General features: G+C 66.1%; 16 protein-coding genes. 10 read left to right on the top strand and 6 right to left on the bottom strand.

The genetic code is table 11. The features are described 5' to 3' along the window. Window positions 1-87: 87 nt before the first annotated feature. The 5 genes from glcD (at window position 88) to O6P39_RS07985 (ending at window position 6226) form a co-directional block, all read left to right on the top strand. The gene (gene glcD / locus O6P39_RS08005) at window positions 88-1587 is read left to right on the top strand and encodes a glycolate oxidase subunit GlcD (protein WP_275611912.1); all 1500 of its coding nucleotides are present in this window, start codon (window positions 88-90) and stop codon (window positions 1585-1587) included. Then, window positions 1587-2627: a glycolate oxidase subunit GlcE gene (glcE, locus tag O6P39_RS08000; RefSeq protein ID WP_275610838.1), complete on the top strand. Its 1041-nt coding sequence runs from the start codon at window positions 1587-1589 to the stop codon at window positions 2625-2627. Before glcD ends, glcE begins: the two co-directional genes overlap by 1 nt. Beyond that, window positions 2627-3901 (top strand): glycolate oxidase subunit GlcF, encoded by a 1275-nt coding sequence (gene glcF, locus O6P39_RS07995; RefSeq protein WP_275610837.1) that lies wholly within the window; start codon window positions 2627-2629, stop codon window positions 3899-3901. Before glcE ends, glcF begins: the two co-directional genes overlap by 1 nt. After that, window positions 3880-4278, top strand: coding sequence for a heme-binding protein (locus O6P39_RS07990; RefSeq protein WP_275610836.1), 399 nt, complete (start codon window positions 3880-3882; stop codon window positions 4276-4278). The genes glcF and O6P39_RS07990 overlap by 22 nt, the downstream gene beginning before the upstream one ends. Window positions 4279-4534: 256 nt before the next feature. Continuing rightward, window positions 4535-6226, top strand: a complete 1692-nt coding sequence (locus O6P39_RS07985; protein ID WP_275610835.1) for a lactate permease LctP family transporter — start codon at window positions 4535-4537, stop codon at window positions 6224-6226. Window positions 6227-6352: 126 nt separating this feature from the next. On the opposite strand, the gene arfB is transcribed toward O6P39_RS07985, so the two are convergent. Further along, window positions 6353-6766, bottom strand: a complete 414-nt coding sequence (gene arfB / locus O6P39_RS07980) for an alternative ribosome rescue aminoacyl-tRNA hydrolase ArfB (protein ID WP_275610834.1) — start codon at window positions 6764-6766, stop codon at window positions 6353-6355. A 239-nt stretch (window positions 6767-7005) separates the two neighbouring features. On the opposite strand from arfB, the gene O6P39_RS07975 reads away from it, so the two are divergent. Further along, entirely contained in the window at window positions 7006-7926 is a 921-nt protein-coding gene (locus O6P39_RS07975; RefSeq protein ID WP_275610833.1) for a nucleoside-binding protein, read from the top strand. Window positions 7927-8171: 245 nt separating this feature from the next. On the opposite strand, the gene O6P39_RS07970 is transcribed toward O6P39_RS07975, so the two are convergent. From O6P39_RS07970 to hppD, 4 genes are all read right to left on the bottom strand, one after another. Further along, window positions 8172-8549 (bottom strand): MliC family protein, encoded by a 378-nt coding sequence (locus O6P39_RS07970; RefSeq protein WP_275610832.1) that lies wholly within the window; start codon window positions 8547-8549, stop codon window positions 8172-8174. A gap of 102 nt (window positions 8550-8651) precedes the next feature. Next, window positions 8652-10067, bottom strand: a complete 1416-nt coding sequence (locus tag O6P39_RS07965; RefSeq protein ID WP_275610831.1) for an amino acid permease — start codon at window positions 10065-10067, stop codon at window positions 8652-8654. A gap of 100 nt (window positions 10068-10167) precedes the next feature. Then, window positions 10168-10809 (bottom strand): maleylacetoacetate isomerase, encoded by a 642-nt coding sequence (gene maiA / locus O6P39_RS07960; protein ID WP_275610830.1) that lies wholly within the window; start codon window positions 10807-10809, stop codon window positions 10168-10170. Window positions 10810-10857: 48 nt separating this feature from the next. Next, complete coding sequence (hppD, locus tag O6P39_RS07955; protein ID WP_275610829.1) at window positions 10858-11943, bottom strand: 4-hydroxyphenylpyruvate dioxygenase; 1086 nt, start codon at window positions 11941-11943, stop codon at window positions 10858-10860. A gap of 300 nt (window positions 11944-12243) precedes the next feature. Between hppD and O6P39_RS07950 the strand changes: the two genes are divergently transcribed. From O6P39_RS07950 to O6P39_RS07940, 3 genes are all read left to right on the top strand, one after another. Continuing rightward, window positions 12244-13011, top strand: a complete 768-nt coding sequence (locus O6P39_RS07950; RefSeq protein ID WP_275610828.1) for a helix-turn-helix transcriptional regulator — start codon at window positions 12244-12246, stop codon at window positions 13009-13011. 823 nt (window positions 13012-13834) lie between these two features. Beyond that, window positions 13835-15124 (top strand): M18 family aminopeptidase, encoded by a 1290-nt coding sequence (locus tag O6P39_RS07945; RefSeq protein ID WP_275610827.1) that lies wholly within the window; start codon window positions 13835-13837, stop codon window positions 15122-15124. A gap of 49 nt (window positions 15125-15173) precedes the next feature. Continuing rightward, on the top strand, window positions 15174-15575 hold the full coding sequence (locus tag O6P39_RS07940) for a GFA family protein (RefSeq protein ID WP_275610826.1): 402 nt from the start codon (window positions 15174-15176) through the stop codon (window positions 15573-15575). Window positions 15576-15684: 109 nt separating this feature from the next. Here O6P39_RS07940 and O6P39_RS07935 read toward each other — a convergent pair whose 3' ends face one another. Then, window positions 15685-16401 carry a UTRA domain-containing protein gene (locus tag O6P39_RS07935; protein WP_275610825.1) on the bottom strand — a complete coding sequence of 239 codons (717 nt, stop codon included), beginning with the start codon at window positions 16399-16401 and terminating at the stop codon, window positions 15685-15687. Between the two features lie 356 nt (window positions 16402-16757). Here O6P39_RS07935 and O6P39_RS07930 point away from each other — a divergent pair, with 356 nt between their 5' ends. Further along, a complete protein-coding gene (locus tag O6P39_RS07930; protein ID WP_275610824.1) occupies window positions 16758-17816 on the top strand; it encodes an ABC transporter substrate-binding protein in 1059 nt (352 codons plus the stop codon). The last annotated feature ends 55 nt before the right edge of the window (window positions 17817-17871 follow it).

Below are 17871 nucleotides of genomic sequence, written 5' to 3'. Positions count from 1 at the left end.
GAGCGTCGGTCGCACTTTCACGGTGCCGTGGCTCCACGCGCCGCTCGCCGGGCGCGAACAATGACAAGACCAGAGCACCGTGAGCCGATGAACATCCTCTATGACGAGCGCGTCGATGGCGCGCTGCCTGCCGTCGACAAGTCCGCCCTGCTGGCCGAGCTGCGCACCGCCGTGCCGGACCTGGAACTGCTGCACCAACCCGAAGACCTCAAACCCTACGAATGCGACGGCCTCTCCGCCTACCGCACGCTGCCGATGCTGGTAGCGCTGCCCGAGCGCATCGAACAGGTGCAGGCGCTGCTCAGGCTCTGCCACGCGCGCAAGGTGCCGGTGGTGGCGCGCGGCGCGGGCACAGGGCTTTCAGGCGGCGCGCTGCCACTGGAGAAGGGTATCCTGCTGGTGATGGCGCGCTTCAATCGCATCCTCGAAGTGAACCCGCAGGGCCGCTTCGCCCGCGTGCAGCCGGGCGTGCGCAACCTGGCGATCTCCCAGGCCGCCGCGCCGCACGGCCTGTACTACGCGCCCGACCCGTCCTCGCAGATTGCCTGCTCCATCGGCGGCAACGTCGCGGAGAACGCCGGCGGCGTGCATTGCCTGAAGTACGGCCTGACCGTGCACAACCTGCTGAAGGTGGACATCCTCACCGTCGAAGGCGAGCACCTGTCCCTGGGCAGCGACGCCCTCGACAGCCCCGGCTTCGACCTGCTGGCACTGTTCACCGGCTCCGAAGGCATGCTCGGCATCGTCACCGAAGTCACCGTCAAACTACTGCCCCGCCCGCAGGTGGCGCGGGTACTGCTGGCCAGTTTCGACTCGGTGGAAAAGGCCGGCCGCGCGGTGGCCAACATCATCGCCGCCGGCATCATCCCCGGCGGGCTGGAGATGATGGACAACCTGTCGATCCGCGCCGCCGAGGACTTCATCCACGCCGGCTACCCGGTGGACGCGGCGGCCATCCTGCTGTGCGAGCTGGACGGCGTGGAAGCCGACGTGCAGGACGACTGCGAGCGCGTCGACGGCGTGCTGCGCGCGGCCGGCGCCACCGACGTGCGCCTGGCCTGCGACGAGGCCGAGCGCGTGCGCTTCTGGGCCGGGCGCAAGAATGCCTTCCCGGCGGTGGGGCGCATCTCCCCGGACTACTACTGCATGGACGGCACCATCCCGCGTCGCGAGCTGCCACGCGTGCTGCGCGGCATCGCCGAGCTGTCGGAAGAGTTCGGCCTGCGCGTGGCCAACGTGTTCCATGCCGGGGACGGCAACATGCATCCGCTGATCCTCTTCGACGCCAACCTGCCCGGCGAGCTGGAGCGCGCCGAGGCCATCGGCGGAAAAATCCTCGAACTCTGCGTGGCGGTGGGCGGCAGCATCACCGGCGAGCATGGTGTAGGGCGCGAGAAGATCAACCAGATGTGCGCGCAGTTCAACAGCGACGAGCTGACCCTGTTCCATGCGGTGAAGGCGGCGTTCGACCCCGATCGCCTGCTCAACCCCGGCAAGAACATCCCGACCCTGCACCGCTGCGCGGAATTCGGTGCCATGCACGTGCACCACGGCCAGCTGCCCTTCCCCGACCTGGAGCGCTTCTGATGCCCGATGCCAGCACCGACCTGCTCGCCCAGGTGAACCAGGCGATCAGGACACGCACACCGCTGCGCATTCGCGGCAACGACAGCAAGACCTTCCTCGGCCGCCCGGTGAACGGTGTGGAACTCGACACACGCATCCATAGCGGCATCGTCAGCTACGACCCCACCGAACTGGTGCTCACCGCCCGTGCCGGCACGCCGCTGGCGGAGATCGAAGCGGCGCTGGATGAAGCCGGGCAACTGCTGCCCTGCGAACCGCCGCACTTCAACGGTGCCACCTTCGGCGGCATGGTCGCCGCCGGGCTCTCCGGCCCGCGCCGGCCCTGGTCGGGCTCGGTGCGCGACTACGTGCTCGGCACGCGTGTGATCACCGGTCACGGCAAGCTGCTGCGCTTCGGCGGCGAGGTGATGAAGAACGTCGCCGGCTATGACCTGTCCCGTTTGCTCGCCGGCAGTTTCGGCTGTCTGGGCGTGATCACCGAGGTGTCGATGAAAGTGCTGCCCAAGCCCCGGATGTGCGCCAGCCTGCGTCTGGAGATGGATATTCATCAGGCGCTGGGAGAGCTCGCGGAGTGGGGCGCTCAGCCCATCCCGATCACCGCCGCCTGCCATGACGGCGAAGCGCTGCATCTGCGCCTGGAAGGCGGCGAGGGCTCGGTGTGCTCTGCCCGCCTGCGGCTCGGCGGCGAGGAGATCGACAGCGGCTACTGGCAGGACCTGCGCGAACAGCGCCTGGACTTCTTCGCCGGTCCCGGCACTCTCTGGCGGCTATCCTTGCCCAACGCCACGCCATCGTTTTCCCTGCCGGGCGAACAATTGATCGACTGGGGCGGAGCGCAGCGCTGGCTGAAGTCCGACGCGGACGCCGAACGGATCCGCCACAGCGTCGCCGAAGTCGGCGGCCACGCCATCCGCTGCGCACCGGGCGACGACAGCTTCCACCCGCTGCCCGCCGCCCTGCTGCGCTACCACCAGAGCCTCAAGCAGCAGTTGGACCCGCAGGGCATCTTCAACCCTGGCCGAATGTACGCGGAGGTCTGATGCAAACCAATCTGAGCGAACAGGCCAGACTCCTGCCCCGCGCCGAGGAAGCCGAGAGCATCCTGCGCTCCTGCGTACACTGCGGCTTCTGCACCGCCACCTGCCCGACCTACCAGTTGCTGGGCGACGAACTGGATGGCCCGCGCGGGCGCATTTATCTGATCAAGCAGGTGCTCGAAGGCCATGAGCCCGGCGCCAGCACCCGCGAGCACCTGGACCGCTGCCTGAGCTGTCGCAACTGCGAAACCACCTGCCCTTCCGGCGTGGATTACCACAACCTGCTGGACATCGGCCGCGCGGTGGTCGAGGAGCAGGTGCCACGCACCTTCGGCGAGCGCGTGCTGCGTCGGAGCCTGCGCGCCGTGGTGCCGAATGCCGCGCTGTTCGGCGCCCTGGCGAAGGTCGGGCGAACCTTCTACCCGCTGTTGCCGGAGAGCCTGCAAAGCAAGCTGCCGCGCCACCCGCACCCGCCGCTGGAGCGTCCGAAACCGCGCCATGCACGGCGCATGCTGATGCTCGAAGGCTGCGTGCAGCCGGCACTCTCCCCCAACACCAATGCCGCCGCGGCGCGGGTGCTGGATCGCCTGGGTATCAGCGTGATCCCGGCGGCGGACGCCGGCTGCTGCGGCGCCGTGGACTATCACCTGAATGCCCAGGAGCAAGGTCTGGCGCGCGCACGCAGGAACATCGACGCCTGGTGGCCGTCCATCGAAGCCGGCGCCGAGGCCATCGTGCAGACTGCCAGCGGTTGCGGCGCCTTCGTCCGCGATTACGGCCATCTGCTGGAGCGCGATGCGCAGTACGCGGCCAAGGCCCGGCGGGTCAGCGAACTGTCCCGCGACCTGTCCGAAGTACTGCGCGCCGAGCCGCTGGAGGAGCTGAACGTGCACGGCGACCGCCGCCTGGCCTTCCATTGCCCCTGCACCCTGCAGCACGCGCTGAAGCTCGGCGGCGCAGTGGAGAGCGTGCTCACCCGCCTGGGCTTCAGTCTCACCGGCGTGCCGGACAGCCACCTGTGCTGCGGCTCCGCCGGCACCTATTCGCTGACCCAGCCGGAGCTGTCCAGACGCCTGCGCGACAACCGCCTGCAGGCGCTGGAGAGCGGCGGCCCGGAGGTCATCGTCACGGCCAACATCGGCTGCCAGACGCACCTGGGCGGCGCCGGCCGCACGCAGGTACGGCACTGGATCGAACTGGTGGAAGAAGCCCTGGCCGACGCACCGCAACCCCACAACCAAGGCGAGGTGGAAACATGCTCAACAAAGCCGTTCTGACCCAGCAGGAAGTTGGCCGCATCCTTGCCGCGGCGCGCGCCGAGGCGCAGCGCAACCACTGGACGGTCTCCATCGCGGTGGTCGACGACGGCGGCCATCCGCTGGCGCTGGAGCGCCTCGACGGTTGCGCCCCGGCCAGTGCCTACATCGCCATCGAGAAGGCCCGCAGCGCGGCGCTGGGCCGACGCGAAACCAGGGACTACGAGGACATGGTCAACGGCGGACGCGTGGCTTTCGTCAGCGCACCGCTGCTCACCTCGCTCGAAGGCGGCGTACCGGTGGTGGTGGATGGACAGGTGATTGGCGCGGTGGGTGTTTCCGGGGTGAAGTCCGGCGAAGACGCACAGGTCGCCAGCGTCGGAGCGACGGCGCTTTGAAAGCGCTCACACAACGCTGCCGAGAGGTGGCCACAGACCGGGTGATGGTCGCCGCCGGCCACAAGCGAGCCGGCGGCGACACGCCCCAGTCCTTGCCGGAACTCGCTCTCGAAAGCCCCGCTACGCGCCGCGTTCCGGGGCTTTTTCAATGGCTGGCGCCAGGCTCTCGCGTCCATGCGCCACCTAACCATTCACCACCGCTATCGCTCATCCACCGCTGACGCTTTGCCTCCTACAACAACAAGGGACCCTCCCCATGCAAACCTGGCAGCAGCTCTATACCCCGCTTGGCAGCCTCGGGCTGTCGGCCCTGGCGGCCCTCGTGCCGATCATTTTCTTCTTCCTCGCCCTGGCGGTGTTCCGCCTCAAGGGCCATGTCGCCGGGGCCATCACCCTGGCGCTGTCGTTGCTGATCGCCGTGTTCGTCTACCACATGCCGGCGGACAAGGCGCTGGCCTCGGCGGTCTACGGCTTCTTCTACGGGCTATGGCCGATCGCCTGGATCATCGTGGCGGCGGTGTTCCTCTACAAGCTCACGGTGAAGAGCGGACAGTTCGAGATCATCCGCAGCTCGGTGCTATCGATCACCGTCGACCAGCGCCTGCAGGTGGTGCTGATCGGCTTCTCCTTCGGCGCCTTCCTCGAGGGCGCGGCGGGCTTCGGCGCGCCGGTGGCGATCACCGCGGCGCTGCTGGTGGGGCTGGGCTTCAACCCGCTGTATGCAGCCGGCCTGTGTCTGATCGCCAACACCGCGCCGGTGGCCTTTGGCGCGTTGGGCATCCCGATCATCGTCGCCGGGCAGGTTTCGGGCGTGGACGCCTTCAAGATCGGCGCCATGGCCGGACGGCAGTTGCCGATCCTGTCGGTGATCGTGCCCTTCTGGCTGGTGGCGATGATGGACGGCTGGCGCGGCATCCGTGAAACCTGGCCGGCGCTGCTGGTGGCCGGCGGCTCCTTTGCGATCAGCCAGTTCCTCACGTCCAATTTCATCGGTCCGGAGCTGCCGGACATCACCTCCGCACTGCTGAGCATGGTCTGCCTGACGCTGTTCCTGCGCGTGTGGCAACCGGCGAACCTGCGCGAGACGGAGTTCTCGAGTATCAACGCCGACGGCAGCGCGACGCTTGGCGGAGTGGGCGGCGGAGGTGGAGGCCAGCGCGAATCCCAGTACAGCTTCGGGCAAATCTTCAAGGCCTGGTCGCCGTTCCTGATCCTCACGGTGCTGGTGACCATCTGGACCATGAAGCCGTTCAAGGCGCTGTTCCTGCCCGGCGGCGCGCTGGAGAGCTGGGTGGCGGTGATCAAGGTGCCGTACCTCGACCAGTTGGTGCTCAAGGCCGCCCCCATCGTCGCCAACCCGACGCCGATGCCGGCGATCTACAAGTTCGACCTGGTTTCAGCCAGCGGCACGGCGATCTTCCTCGCAGCGCTGATCTCCATGGCCATCCTGCGCATCGGCGTGAAGAGCGGTGCAGCCACCTTCCGCGACACGCTGCTGGAACTGAAGTGGCCGGTGCTGACCATCGGTATGGTGCTGGCCTTCGCCTTCGTCACCAACTACTCGGGCATGTCCACCACCCTGGCGCTGGTGCTGGCCGGGACCGGCGCGGCCTTCCCGTTCTTCTCGCCGTTCCTGGGCTGGCTGGGGGTGTTCCTGACCGGTTCGGATACCTCGTCCAACGCGCTGTTCGGCTCGCTGCAGGCCACCACCGCGCACCAACTCGGGGTCAGCGACACGCTGCTGGTGGCGGCCAATACCACGGGCGGGGTGACCGGCAAGATGATCTCGCCGCAGTCCATCGCCGTGGCCTGCGCGGCCACCGGGATGGTCGGGCGCGAATCGGACCTGTTCCGCTTCACGGTCAAGCACAGCCTGATCTTCGCGGCGTTCATCGGGTTGATCACGCTGGCGCAGGCGTATGTGTTCACAGGGATGCTGGTGCACTGATGGCATTCGGGCACTGGGGGTTCCTGTAGGCGTGAGCTTGCTCGCGAACCGACTCCGCTGCGGGTGCTGGTGCGCGAGCAAGCTCGCTCCTACGAAAAGCAAGTGCCCTTAAGCCCTTTCCGCCCCTCAGTAATCGACCTTCCCCCGCCCCGCCTTGATCGCTCCGCGCTTGCTCTTGCCCTCCAGGCGGCGCGTCTTCGAGCCCAGCGTCGGCTTGGTCGGGCGGCGCTTCTTCTCCACCTTGGCGACGCTGCGGATCAGCTCCGCCAGGCGGTTCAGCGCGTCCTCGCGGTTCTGTTCCTGGGTGCGGTATTGCTGGGCCTTGATCACCACCACACCCTCGCTGGTGATGCGCTGGTCGCTCAGGGCGAGCAGGCGCTCCTTGTAGAACTCCGGCAACGACGAGGCGCGGACGTCGAAGCGCAGGTGCACGGCGCTGGACACCTTGTTGACGTTCTGACCGCCAGCACCCTGGGCGCGGATGGCGTTCAGCTCGATCTCGGCGTCGGGGATCTGCACGGCGTTGGAAATCTGCAGCATGGCGAAGGGTCTGGCGGGAAATATCTGCAGCATATCGCGCCGGGGTGCATCTGTCCCCGGACTATCCAGGCCGCCGCGCAAAGCCCATTCCTGACTTCTGGATCAACTTTTGTATACGAAGTTGTGTACAAGTTTTTCTTGCAATGTCGTCAATTCGCCATTAGAACCCTCTCCTGTCACCGGTCGCAGTGCGAACTGCGGCACGCGGGCCCCATAACAAAAACAAGATGAGGTGCAGCATGTTTCCAACCCTGTTGGCGCCGGCGGCCACTGATGCCGCCCGCCTTCAATCGCGATCCAGCCGCCGCCTGAGCAACGGCCGCTGGCTCGCCCTCGGCACCGCGCTGATCGTCTCCCCCTGGGGCGCGGCGCAGGCCGATGATGGTCGTATCTTCGAGTGGACCAGCAACACCCTCGGGTACCGCTACGGCAAGGACTTCACCAACCCGAACAACCCGAACGACATCAGCAAGAACATCTACAGCTTCAGCCACGCGGACGGTTACCGCTACGGCAGCAACTTCTTCCACCTGGATGTGCTGGAGTCCGACAACAACGACCCGCGCAAGGGCACCAACGAGGGCAGCAGCGAGGTCTACGGGGTGTTCCGCAGCCAGTTGTTCGCCTCGCGGGTGTTCGACCTGCCGCAGGGCAAGGGATTGGTGAAGGATCACGCCTTCACCTTCGGCTTCGACGCCAGCCGCAACAACAACCGCGCCTCGGCGAAGAAGCGCGCCCTGGTGTTCGGCCCTACCATCAAGTTCAACAGCCCCGGCGTGCTGGACCTCTCGCTGTTCTACTACCGCGAGAAGAACCACTCGGGCATTCCCAACGTGAAACACCCGGACCACACCTTCGACGCCACCTACATGGTCAACCTGACCTGGCTGCGGCCGTTCCAGCTGGGCGATCACGGGGCGAAGTTCCAGGGCTTCATGAACTACACCGGGGAAAAGGGCGAGGACTACAACGACAACGACACCGCGCCGGAAACCCTGATCCGCACCTCGCTGATGTTCGCCACCCTGCCGGGCACCAAGCGGCAGCCGAACTTCTGGGTCGGCGTGGGCTACGAGTACTGGCACAACAAGTTCGGCGTGGACGGCGGCCGTGGCAGCCGAACCTCGACGCCGACAGTGAACCTGGAGTTCACCTTCTAAGTTGGAGCGTAGGGCGTATAACGCTCCGTGTTATACGCCGCTTGACCTTGGCTACCGCCCGCTCGGGATCGACCTGGGATTCATTGACCAGGCTCGAATACGAAGCTGGCGATGAGACCGGTGTATCGGCGTACAACCGCAAACGGTTGTACGCCCTACGGAGTCACCTCCTGCCCAGGAGTAGCACCCGCCCAAGAAAAAGCCCGGCATCTGCCGGGCTTTTTCTTGGGGTCGTGGGAGAGAACTTAGTTCTCCTTGCAGGCCACGCCATCGGCGGGCTCACCGCCCTTCCAGTCCTTGTACAGGGTGGCGTCCTGGCCCTTGGTCCACCACACGTACTGGCCGGCGGCGTACTTGGCGCCAGAGGCGGAGATGACGTTGGCGAACACCAGGGTCGAGGTGTCGGTCACCGGCAGCACAGCCAGGCTGTTGTCGCCCTTGTTCAGGTACTGGACGCCAAACTTGCGGCCATCCTCGCACTTGTACGAGACGCTGCGCGAATCCAGCTTGGCGTCGCCGGGCAGAACCAGCGCGTCGACCTGGGGCGCCTTCTTCTCTTCGCCGCCGCAGGCAACGAGCAGGACCGGCACGGCGGCCGCGAGCAGCCAAAGTGCTTTTTTCATGAGTATCCCTCTGACGAAAAATGGCCCGGTCACTCTAGGAAAGGTCGGACCGCACGGTCAATCGCGCACGGTCCGTGCCCAACCGGGGATCGGGTCAGCGCGTCAGTCGGCGAGCACCGCGCTTTGCTCGCTACGCAGCGCCGGCTGGCGCTTGAGGCGATAGCAGCCATACATCACCAGCAGCCACACCGGGATCGCGTAGACCGACACCTGGATGCCCGGGGTGAGCAGCATGACGCCGAGGATGAACACCACGAAGCCCAGGCACAGCCAGTTGGCCGCCGGATACGCCACGGCGCGGAAGGCGGTGCGCTTGCCCTCGGCATCCATGCGTGCGCGGAACTTCAGGTGCGCCAGGCTGATCATCGCCCAGTTGATCACCAGCGCGGCGACCACCAGGGACATCAGCAGCTCCAGGGCGCGGGCCGGGATCAGGTAGTTCACCAGCACGGCGAAGAAGGTCACCGCGGCCGATACCAGTAGCGAGCGCACCGGCACGCCGCGCTCATCCACCTTGGCCAGCGCGCGCGGCGCATCGCCCTGCTCGGCCAGCCCCACCAGCATGCGGCCGTTGCAGTAGGTGCCGCTGTTGTAGACCGACAGCGCGGCGGTCAGCACCACGAAGTTGAGGACGTGGGCGGCGGTGCTGCTGCCGATCATCGAGAAGATCTGCACGAAGGGGCTGCCGCTGTAGGCGTCGCCGGAGGCATTGAGGGTCTGCAGCAGGCTGTCCCAGGGGGTCAGCGAGAGCAGCACGGTGAGCGCGCCGATGTAGAAGATCAGGATGCGGTAGATCACCTGGTTGATCGCCTTGGGGATCACCGTCTTCGGCCGGTCGGCCTCGGCGGCGGTGAAGCCGAGCATCTCCAGGCCACCGAAGGAGAACATGATGATCGCCATGGCCATCACCAGCCCGCTGATGCCATTGGGGAAGAAGCCGCCGTGGCTCCACAGGTTGCTCACCGCCGCCTGCTCGCCGCCCGAGCCGCTGGCCAACAGGTAGCAGCCCAGGACGATCATGCCGACGATGGCGGCGACCTTGATGATGGCGAACCAGAACTCCGCCTCGCCGAAGGCCTTCACGTTGAACAGGTTGATGGCGTTGACCACCACGAAGAACAACGCGGCCGTGGCCCAGGTCGGCACGTCCGGCCACCAGTAGTGGATGTACTTGCCCACCGCGGTGAGCTCCGACATGCCCACCAGGATGTACAGCACCCAGCAGTTCCAGCCCGAGAGGAAGCCGGCGAACCCGCCCCAGTACTTGTGCGCGAAGTGGCTGAAAGAGCCGGCGACGGGCTCCTCGACGATCATCTCGCCGAGCTGGCGCATGATCAGGAAGGCGATGAAGCCGGCGATGGCGTAGCCGAGGATCATCGATGGGCCGGCGGACTTGAGCACCCCGGCCGAGCCAAGGAACAGCCCGGTACCGATGGCGCCGCCGAGGGCGATCAGCTGGATATGGCGATTCTTCAGGCCGCGCTGGAGCTGGCCTGCGTGTTGAGTTTCACGCGTCATGCGTCACCTGTTGTTTTTATCTGTGACGTGAATCGGCCGCCCGGCTCGTGGCTGGGCGGTGCGGGCAAGGCAAGGCTAAAGAGCGGTGGAACGAGGGAACTTACTGGGCGTCCGGCTGCACCTCCGGGGCGGCCTGCTGGAAGGCTTCGAGGGTCTCGCAGCGCGCGGCGATGGCGAGCAGTCGCGGGCAGCCGGAGAGATCGCAGTCGAAGCGGCGGGCGTTGTACAGCTGGGGAATCAGGCAGGCCTCGAAGTACCCGGGGCGCTCGCCGAGGGACAACGGGCCGGGCAGCACGTCCAAACCGGCCTCCACTGCGCGCAGGCCGGTCTCGACCCAATGGCGAATCCAGACACTCTTCGCCTCGTCCGCCACCCCCAGCGGACCGCTGAGGTACTGCAGCACGCGCAGGTTGTTCAGCGGGTGGATGTCGCAGGCGATGTGCAGGGACAGCGCGCGCACCTGGGCGCGTTGCAGCGCATCGCGCGGCAGCAGGCTCGGTTGCGGGTGGGTTTCCTCAAGATATTCGAGGATGGCCAGGGACTGGGCGATGCGCGTCTCGCCGTCCACCAGCAGCGGTACCAGCTCCTGTGGGTTGAGCGCCCTGTAGTCGGCGGCGTGCTGCTGGCCGCCGTCCTTCACCAGGTGCACCGGCACCTGGCGGTAGGCCAGGCCCTTGAGACCGAGGGCGATACGCACCCGGTAGGCGGCGCTGGAACGCCAGTAGGAATAGAGGGTCAGCATGACGGCTCTCCGGCGCCGACCGCGAAAAGCGGCCGGCGCGAGTGACGGTTACTTGGTCTCGGAGATCACGCCACGGCGAATCTGGTCTTCCTCGATGGATTCGAACAGGGCCTTGAAGTTGCCCTCGCCGAAGCCCTGGTTGCCCTTGCGCTGGATGATTTCGAAGAAGATCGGACCGATCACCGTGTTGGTGAAGATCTGCAGCAGGATGCCGTCATCGCCCGGTGCGCCGTCGATCAGGATGTTCAGATCGCGCAGGTCCTTCAGCGACTCGCCGTGACCGGGAACGCGGGTGTCGACCTTCTCGTAGTAGGTGTCCGGAGTGGTCATGAAGTCCACGCCGTTGGCGCGCAGCTTGCGCACGGTTTCGTAGATGTCGTTGGTGGACAGGGCGATATGCTGGATGCCTTCGCCGTGGTATTCGCGGATGAATTCCTCGATCTGCGACTTGTCGTCCGCCGACTCGTTGATCGGGATGCGGATCTTGCCGCAGGGTGCGGTCATCGCGCGCGACAGCAGGCCGGTGAGCTTTCCTTCGATGTCGAAGTAGCGGATCTCGCGGAAGTTGGCGATGCGCTCGTAGAAGCCGGACCAGACGTCCATCTGGCCGCGCTTGACGTTGTGGGTCAGGTGATCGATTGCCAGGAGGCCGACGGCGTTGTCGGAGGCCGAGCGGCCTTCGATGAACTCAAAGTCGACGTCATAGATGCTGTGGCTGCCATAGCGGTCCACGAGGTACAGCAGCGAACCGCCGATACCTTCGACGCAGGGGATATTCAGCTCGCCGAAGTTGGCGTGGCTGCCAACCAGCTTGGCGCCCTGGGACTCGACGTAGGCGGCGGCCTGGGCTGCATTCTTCACCCGGAAGGCCATGGCGCAGGCGCTAGGGCCATGCTTCTTGGCGAACTCGTGGACGTGGCCGGTGGGGCTGCCGTTGAGCACGATGTTGATGTCGTTCTGCTGGAACAGGAAGACTTCCTTGGAACGGTGCTTGGCGGTCTCGGTGAAGCCCATGCCGGTGAACAGCTGGCGCAGTTGCTCGATGCCCTGGGCATCGGGGGCGGTGAATTCGACGAACTCGAAGCCGTCGGTGCCGATGGGATTGTGTTGTTCGATCTTGGTCACGGCGTTCATCCGGCCTCCTCATTGTCGTTATCGGCTGTACGGCGCAGGGCCGTCCAGGCGTCTGGAATGCCTTCATCTCAACCGTCCGCGCCGCTGCGGACAAGCCACCCCGGCACCGCACCGCTCAGCCCGCCCCCGGTTGCGCGGCAAGAAATCCTTACGCCGGGCAAAGCCCCCTGCGGCGGGCTGCCGCATCGTAAAGAATTCGTTACAAGGCGGTGCGCCAGCGTGCCACCGCGTACGGCCCGGCTCGCCAGCGGGAGCGGCCAGCGGCTACCATGCGGCGCATCTCCACCGCCGAATCCCGCCATGGCCCGCGCCGCTCCCCCTGACTTCGACGCCACCAACGCGTCCCTTCGCGCCCTGGCCCGCAGCTACCCGCGCGGCCTGCACATCGAGCCGCACTCCCACGACTGGGGGCAGGTGCTCTACGCGATGTCCGGGGTAATGTGGGTAGAGACCCCACAGGAAGCACTGCTGGTGCCACCCAACCGCGCCGTCTGGCTGCCACCGCAGGTGACCCACGGCATCCGGGTGGTCAGCGAGCTGCAGATGCGCAATATCTACCTGCGCCCCGGCACTGCCGACTCGCTGGGCGAGCAGGTGCAGGCGTTCGAGGTCGGCGGCCTGCTGCGCGAGCTGATCGTGCACCTGGTGGAGCATGAGCGCGAACCGGACACCGACTACTACCAAGCGCTGTCGCAACTGGCCGTGCTGGAGCTGCAGCGCGCCCGCAGCCTGCTGCTGCGCGTGCCGCTACCGGACGAGTCCGACCGTCGCCTGCTCAATCTCTGCCATGCGGTGATGGCCGAACCGTCCCAGGACATCCCCTTCGAGCAGCACGCCGCCGACGCCGGCGCCAGCGTGCGTACCCTCGCCCGCCTGTTCCAGCGCAGCCTGGGCATGGGCTTCGCCCAGTGGCGTCGGCAGGTGCAGTTGGCCACCGCCGTGGCCCAGCTCAACGAGGGTCTGCCAGTGAGCCAGATAGCCCATGCCCTGGGCTATCAGCCGGGGAGCTTCAGCGAGATGTTCCGGAGGGAGTTGGGGATGGCGCCTTCGGAGTATTGCGGGAAGTAGTTGTTCTGCGGGAACGCCTGATGCGTCATCCGTCGTCGTGTTTGGTGTTCATGCGCCGCTTCGGTGTGCTCGGATGTTTCTTGTTTCGCCCCCTCGGGCGACCTACTTTGCCAAACGACGGATGGCCGCCCCACGCAAAGTAGGCAAAAGTCTCGTCCCGGCATCCGGCCCCGGCTTCGCCGGGGGTTATTCGCTTCGCTCACCCGTCGGGCCAGCCTTCGGCTGTTACTTCGCTGCGCTTCGTTTCCCTCGCTCCGGTATCGCTCCGAGGGTCGGCGTAGAAGGGCCATCCCTGGCCCTCTTAGCGGGGACGCCTAGTCCTCTCGCGCAACACCTCCACTCGGCCTCCTGACGGGACTCTGCGCACGCCGGTGACTGTGGGTGTTCTTCGTAGGATGGCGTGGAGCGAAGCGATACCCATCTCGGCGGATAACGCTGCGCGTTATTCGCCCTACGCAAAGCAAGAGCATCGCGGACGGAGTCCGCTCCTACAAGATCAAGGGCCCCTCACCCTGACCCTATCCCTGAGGGAGAGGGCTGGGGTGAGGGGGAAGCGCAGGCAGGGATTAACCCGGTAGAAGACGGTTGCTCCTACGGCCCTCATTGATGCATCCGTGAACCGACGTACAACCGCGAACAGTTGTACGCCCTACACCAGCCCCCTCCGCTTTTGTAGCAGCGAGCTTGCTCGCGGACCCCGGTTGGCGCCGCGGTGCGGGCAGGTTCGTGAGCAAGGACTGGGCGCTCCCTCGATCCTACGAAGAGCCCTCCCCACGCCCACATTTGCGATAAACTTCCGGCCATTCGCTGTTCGGAGTTACCCATGCGCGCAGAACTCAACCAGGGCCTGATCGATTTCCTCGCGGCCTCCCCCACGCCTTTCCACGCCACCCAGACCCTCGCCCGTCGCCTCGACGAGGCCGGCTACCAGCGTCTGGACGAGCGCGAGGCCTGGCGCACCGAGGCCGGTGGTCGTTATTACGTCACCCGCAACGACTCCTCGCTGATCGCCTTCAAGCTCGGCACCGCGCCGCTGCTGGAGCACGGCCTGCGCATGGTCGGCGCACACACTGACAGCCCCTGCCTGCGGGTCAAACCCAACCCCGAGCTGGTGCGCCAGGGTTACTGGCAGTTGGGCGTCGAGGTCTACGGCGGCGCGCTGTTCGCCCCCTGGTTCGACCGCGACCTGTCGCTGGCCGGCCGTGTCACCTTCCGCCTGGCCGGCAAGGTGGAAAGCAAGCTGATCGACTTCAAGGCACCGATCGCCGTGATCCCCAACCTGGCCATCCACCTCAACCGTGAGGCCAACATGGGCTGGGCGATCAACGCGCAGACCGAACTGCCGCCGATCCTCGCCCAGGTCTCCGCCGGCGAAGGCCGCGACTTCCGCGACCTGCTCGGCGAGCAGTTGCAGCTGGAGCACGGCATTACCGCCGACGCCATCCTCGACTACGAGCTGAGCTTCTACGACACCCAGCGCGCCGCCGTGATCGGCCTCGACCAGGCCTTCATCGCCGGCGCCCGCCTGGACAACCTGCTGTCCTGCTACGCCGGCCTGCAGGCCCTGTTGGCCAGCAGCGACGAACAGAGCGGCGTGCTGGTCTGCACCGACCACGAAGAAGTCGGCTCCTGCTCCGCCTGCGGCGCCGACGGCCCGTTCCTCGAGCAGGTGCTGCGCCGTGTGCTGCCCGAGAGCGACGTCTTCACCCGCACCGTGCAGCGCTCGCTGCTGGTTTCCGCCGACAACGCCCACGGCGTGCATCCCAACTATGCCGACAAGCACGACGCCAACCACGGCCCGAAGCTCAACGGCGGCCCGGTGATCAAGATCAACAGCAACCAGCGCTACGCCACCAACAGCGAGACCGCCGGTTTCTTCCGCCACCTGTGCCTGGAAAACGAAGTGCCGGTGCAGAGCTTCGTGACCCGCAGCGACATGGGCTGCGGCTCCACCATCGGCCCGATCACCGCCAGCCAGATCGGCGTGCGCACCGTGGACATCGGCCTGCCGACCTTCGCCATGCACTCCATCCGTGAGCTGGCCGGCAGCCAGGACCTGCACTACCTGACCAAGGTACTCAGCGCCTTCTACGACAGCGCCGACCTGCCATGACCCCGAACGCCCGGCACCCGCCGGGCGTTTTTCTTTCAGGAGATCGAACATGCCCTTCAACGGAAGCTGCCTGTGCGGCGACATCGCCTACCAGATCGATGGCCTGGACATGCCAATCGGCCATTGCCACTGCCAGACCTGCCAGAAAGCGCATTCGGCGGCCTTCGCCACCACCGCCGGGGTGATGCGCGAGCACTTCCGCTGGACGCGCGGCGAGGACAAGGTCGCCGCCTACGAGTCCTCTCCGGGCAAGTTGCGCAAGTTCTGCCCGCGCTGCGGGACGCAACTGATCGCCGAGCGTGACGGACAACCCCATGTCATCGTTCGCGTGGCGAGCCTGGACGACGATCCGGGCTCGCGGCCGGCGCGGCATATCTGGGTATCCCATGACCGACCATGGCTGGCGCAGGACGGGATTCCGGCGTATCCGGAGTGGAACCCGGATCGCTGAACCTCTTTTGCAGCGGCGAGCTTGCCCGCCAACAGATTCAGCTGGCGACTCCGGTGTTGGGTGGTTCGCGAGCAAGCTCGCTCCTACAGGTTCCACCTCATGCCGGCGGTCAGTCCGGCACTTCCACGCTCACGTGAATGGCATCGTGCCGCCAGAACTCCAGGTCGCAATCGATGATCCGTCCGTGCTGGTCGCGATTGATGCGGGTGATGCGCAGCGCCGGACTGCCTTCGGCAACGCGCAGCACGTTGGCCGCCTCGCCGTGCAGGGCCGTGGGCACCATGTCGAAGCGCACGCGGCCGTAACGGATGTCATAGCGACTGCCATACAGCTCGGTCAGCGAGCAGGTCAGGTCGCTGTCGAGGATTCCCGGGAAGTACGCCGGGTTGAGGTAATGCTCGACGTAGAGCACTAGCCGGCCGTCCACCCGCCGCAGGCGACGGATCTGGAACACGCTGGACAACGCTGGCAGCTCCAGCAGCTCGCAGATCGCCGCGCTGGCGGGAATCTGCCGGGCCGACAGGACTTCGGTGGCCGGCACCCGGCCCTGACCTTCCACCATCGCGTGGTAGTGGCTGCGCACCAGTGGGTTGTAGAGCAGGCGCGGTGGCGAGACGAACCAGCCGCGGCGTTCCTCGCGGTAGATCAGCCCCTGTGCCTCCAACTGCCCCAGGGCCTCGCGCAAGGTGATCCGCGTGGTATCGAACAGCTCACTCAACTTGCGCTCGGCCGGCAGCTTGCCACCGGCGCTGAGCAGCCCGCTGTCGATCTGTTCGATCAGTGCCCGGCAGATCGCCGTCACCGTGGGTAGCGCCGTGTCGCGCATGCCAACTCCTCTTTTGGCCTAGTCCAGCCCCAAAACGGGGCATTTCGCCGTCCGTCAGGGGAGACTTCATCCTAGGAAAATCCCGTGACGGTCCCGTGACAGACAGCTTTCAAGCAGCGCCCGTGCCAGCTTCACAAAGCAGCGTAGCCCAATGAAACCGGGGCATTGGCGATGGTCTACGCTTTCCCCGGATGCCCCGCCGGATTGCCTCGCCGCCCGAACCCGCACCAGGCCGGACATCAAACTGTCATCCGGGCCGCATAGATTGGCCTGGGTCTTGCTGATCTAGACCACTCGTTTCCCCGCGTCGGCGGATGCCGGACACGGACCTACCCTCACGATCGAAGGAGCACCGAATGAAACGCTTGCTTGCTTCACTGCTGGGATCGGCCATTGCCATCGGCAGTGGCCTCGCCATGGCGGCCGACGCCAACCTGCAATCGCTGGAAGCCGCCGCCCGCAAGGAAGGCCAGGTCAACAGCGTGGGCATGCCCGACAGCTGGGCGAACTGGAAAGACACCTGGAAGGACCTGGAAAGCAAGTACGGCCTCAAGCACATGGACACCGACATGAGCTCGGCCCAGGAGCTGGCCAAGTTCAAGGCCGAGAAGGAAAACGCCAGCGCCGACATCGGCGACGTCGGCGCCGCCTTCGGCCCCATCGCCATGCAGATGGACGTCAGCCAGCCCTACAAGCCGAGCACCTGGGACCAGGTTCCGGACTGGGCCAAGGACAAGGACGGCCACTGGGCGCTGGCCTACACCGGCACCATCGCCTTCATCGTCAACAAGCAACTGGTCAAGGACGTGCCACACAGCTGGGCCGACCTGCTCAAGGGCAAGTACAAGGTCACCATCGGTGACGTCAGCGCCGCCGCCCAGGCGGTCAACGGCGTGCTCGCCGCGAGCATCGCCAACGGCGGCGACGAGAAGAACATCAAGCCGGGCCTGGAATTCTTCGCGCAGATCGCCAAGCAGGGCCGCCTGTCGCTGACCAACCCGGTGATCAACACCCTGGAGAAGGGTGAAGTGGAAGTCGGCATCGTCTGGGACTTCAACGGCCTGAGCTACCGCGACCAGATCGACCCGTCGCGCTTCGAAGTGCTGATCCCCTCCGACGGCTCGGTGATCTCCGGCTACACCACCATCATCAACAAGTACGCGAAGAACCCGAACGCCGCCAAGCTGGCCCGCGAGTACATCTTCAGCGATGCCGGGCAGATCAACCTGGCCAAGGGCAACGCACGGCCCATCCGCGCCGAGCACCTGACCCTGCCCGCCGAGGTGAAGGCCAAGCTGCTGCCCAACGAGCAGTACGCCAAGGCCCAGCCGATCAAGGATGCCAAGGCCTGGGAAGAGACCTCCAAGCGTCTGCCGCGCATGTGGCAGGAAAACGTCATCATCAACATGCAGTAACGCCCGGCCGCCCCGGTTCGCCGGGGCGGTTTCGCGTTCCGACAAAGGCCCCGCC

The sequence above is a fragment of the Pseudomonas sp. PSE14 genome (genome assembly GCF_029203285.1).
Taxonomy (GTDB): domain Bacteria; phylum Pseudomonadota; class Gammaproteobacteria; order Pseudomonadales; family Pseudomonadaceae; genus Pseudomonas.
Note: the sequence above shows the minus strand (reverse complement) of the source record. Positions and strands in the feature narration are given on the sequence as shown.

What these genes read in the sequence shown, in the direction of transcription:
- glcD (WP_275611912.1), top strand. Translation starts at nt 88, where the DNA reads ATGAACATCCTCTATGACGAGCGCGTCGATGGCGCGCTGCCTGCCGTC.
- glcE (WP_275610838.1), top strand. Translation starts at nt 1,587, where the DNA reads ATGCCCGATGCCAGCACCGACCTGCTCGCCCAGGTGAACCAGGCGATC.
- glcF (WP_275610837.1), top strand. Translation starts at nt 2,627, where the DNA reads ATGCAAACCAATCTGAGCGAACAGGCCAGACTCCTGCCCCGCGCCGAG.
- O6P39_RS07990 (WP_275610836.1), top strand. Translation starts at nt 3,880, where the DNA reads ATGCTCAACAAAGCCGTTCTGACCCAGCAGGAAGTTGGCCGCATCCTT.
- O6P39_RS07985 (WP_275610835.1), top strand. Translation starts at nt 4,535, where the DNA reads ATGCAAACCTGGCAGCAGCTCTATACCCCGCTTGGCAGCCTCGGGCTG.
- arfB (WP_275610834.1), bottom strand. Translation starts at nt 6,766, where the DNA reads ATGCTGCAGATTTCCAACGCCGTGCAGATCCCCGACGCCGAGATCGAG.
- O6P39_RS07975 (WP_275610833.1), top strand. Translation starts at nt 7,006, where the DNA reads ATGTTTCCAACCCTGTTGGCGCCGGCGGCCACTGATGCCGCCCGCCTT.
- O6P39_RS07970 (WP_275610832.1), bottom strand. Translation starts at nt 8,549, where the DNA reads ATGAAAAAAGCACTTTGGCTGCTCGCGGCCGCCGTGCCGGTCCTGCTC.
- O6P39_RS07965 (WP_275610831.1), bottom strand. Translation starts at nt 10,067, where the DNA reads ATGACGCGTGAAACTCAACACGCAGGCCAGCTCCAGCGCGGCCTGAAG.
- maiA (WP_275610830.1), bottom strand. Translation starts at nt 10,809, where the DNA reads ATGCTGACCCTCTATTCCTACTGGCGTTCCAGCGCCGCCTACCGGGTG.
- hppD (WP_275610829.1), bottom strand. Translation starts at nt 11,943, where the DNA reads ATGAACGCCGTGACCAAGATCGAACAACACAATCCCATCGGCACCGAC.
- O6P39_RS07950 (WP_275610828.1), top strand. Translation starts at nt 12,244, where the DNA reads ATGGCCCGCGCCGCTCCCCCTGACTTCGACGCCACCAACGCGTCCCTT.
- O6P39_RS07945 (WP_275610827.1), top strand. Translation starts at nt 13,835, where the DNA reads ATGCGCGCAGAACTCAACCAGGGCCTGATCGATTTCCTCGCGGCCTCC.
- O6P39_RS07940 (WP_275610826.1), top strand. Translation starts at nt 15,174, where the DNA reads ATGCCCTTCAACGGAAGCTGCCTGTGCGGCGACATCGCCTACCAGATC.
- O6P39_RS07935 (WP_275610825.1), bottom strand. Translation starts at nt 16,401, where the DNA reads ATGCGCGACACGGCGCTACCCACGGTGACGGCGATCTGCCGGGCACTG.
- O6P39_RS07930 (WP_275610824.1), top strand. Translation starts at nt 16,758, where the DNA reads ATGAAACGCTTGCTTGCTTCACTGCTGGGATCGGCCATTGCCATCGGC.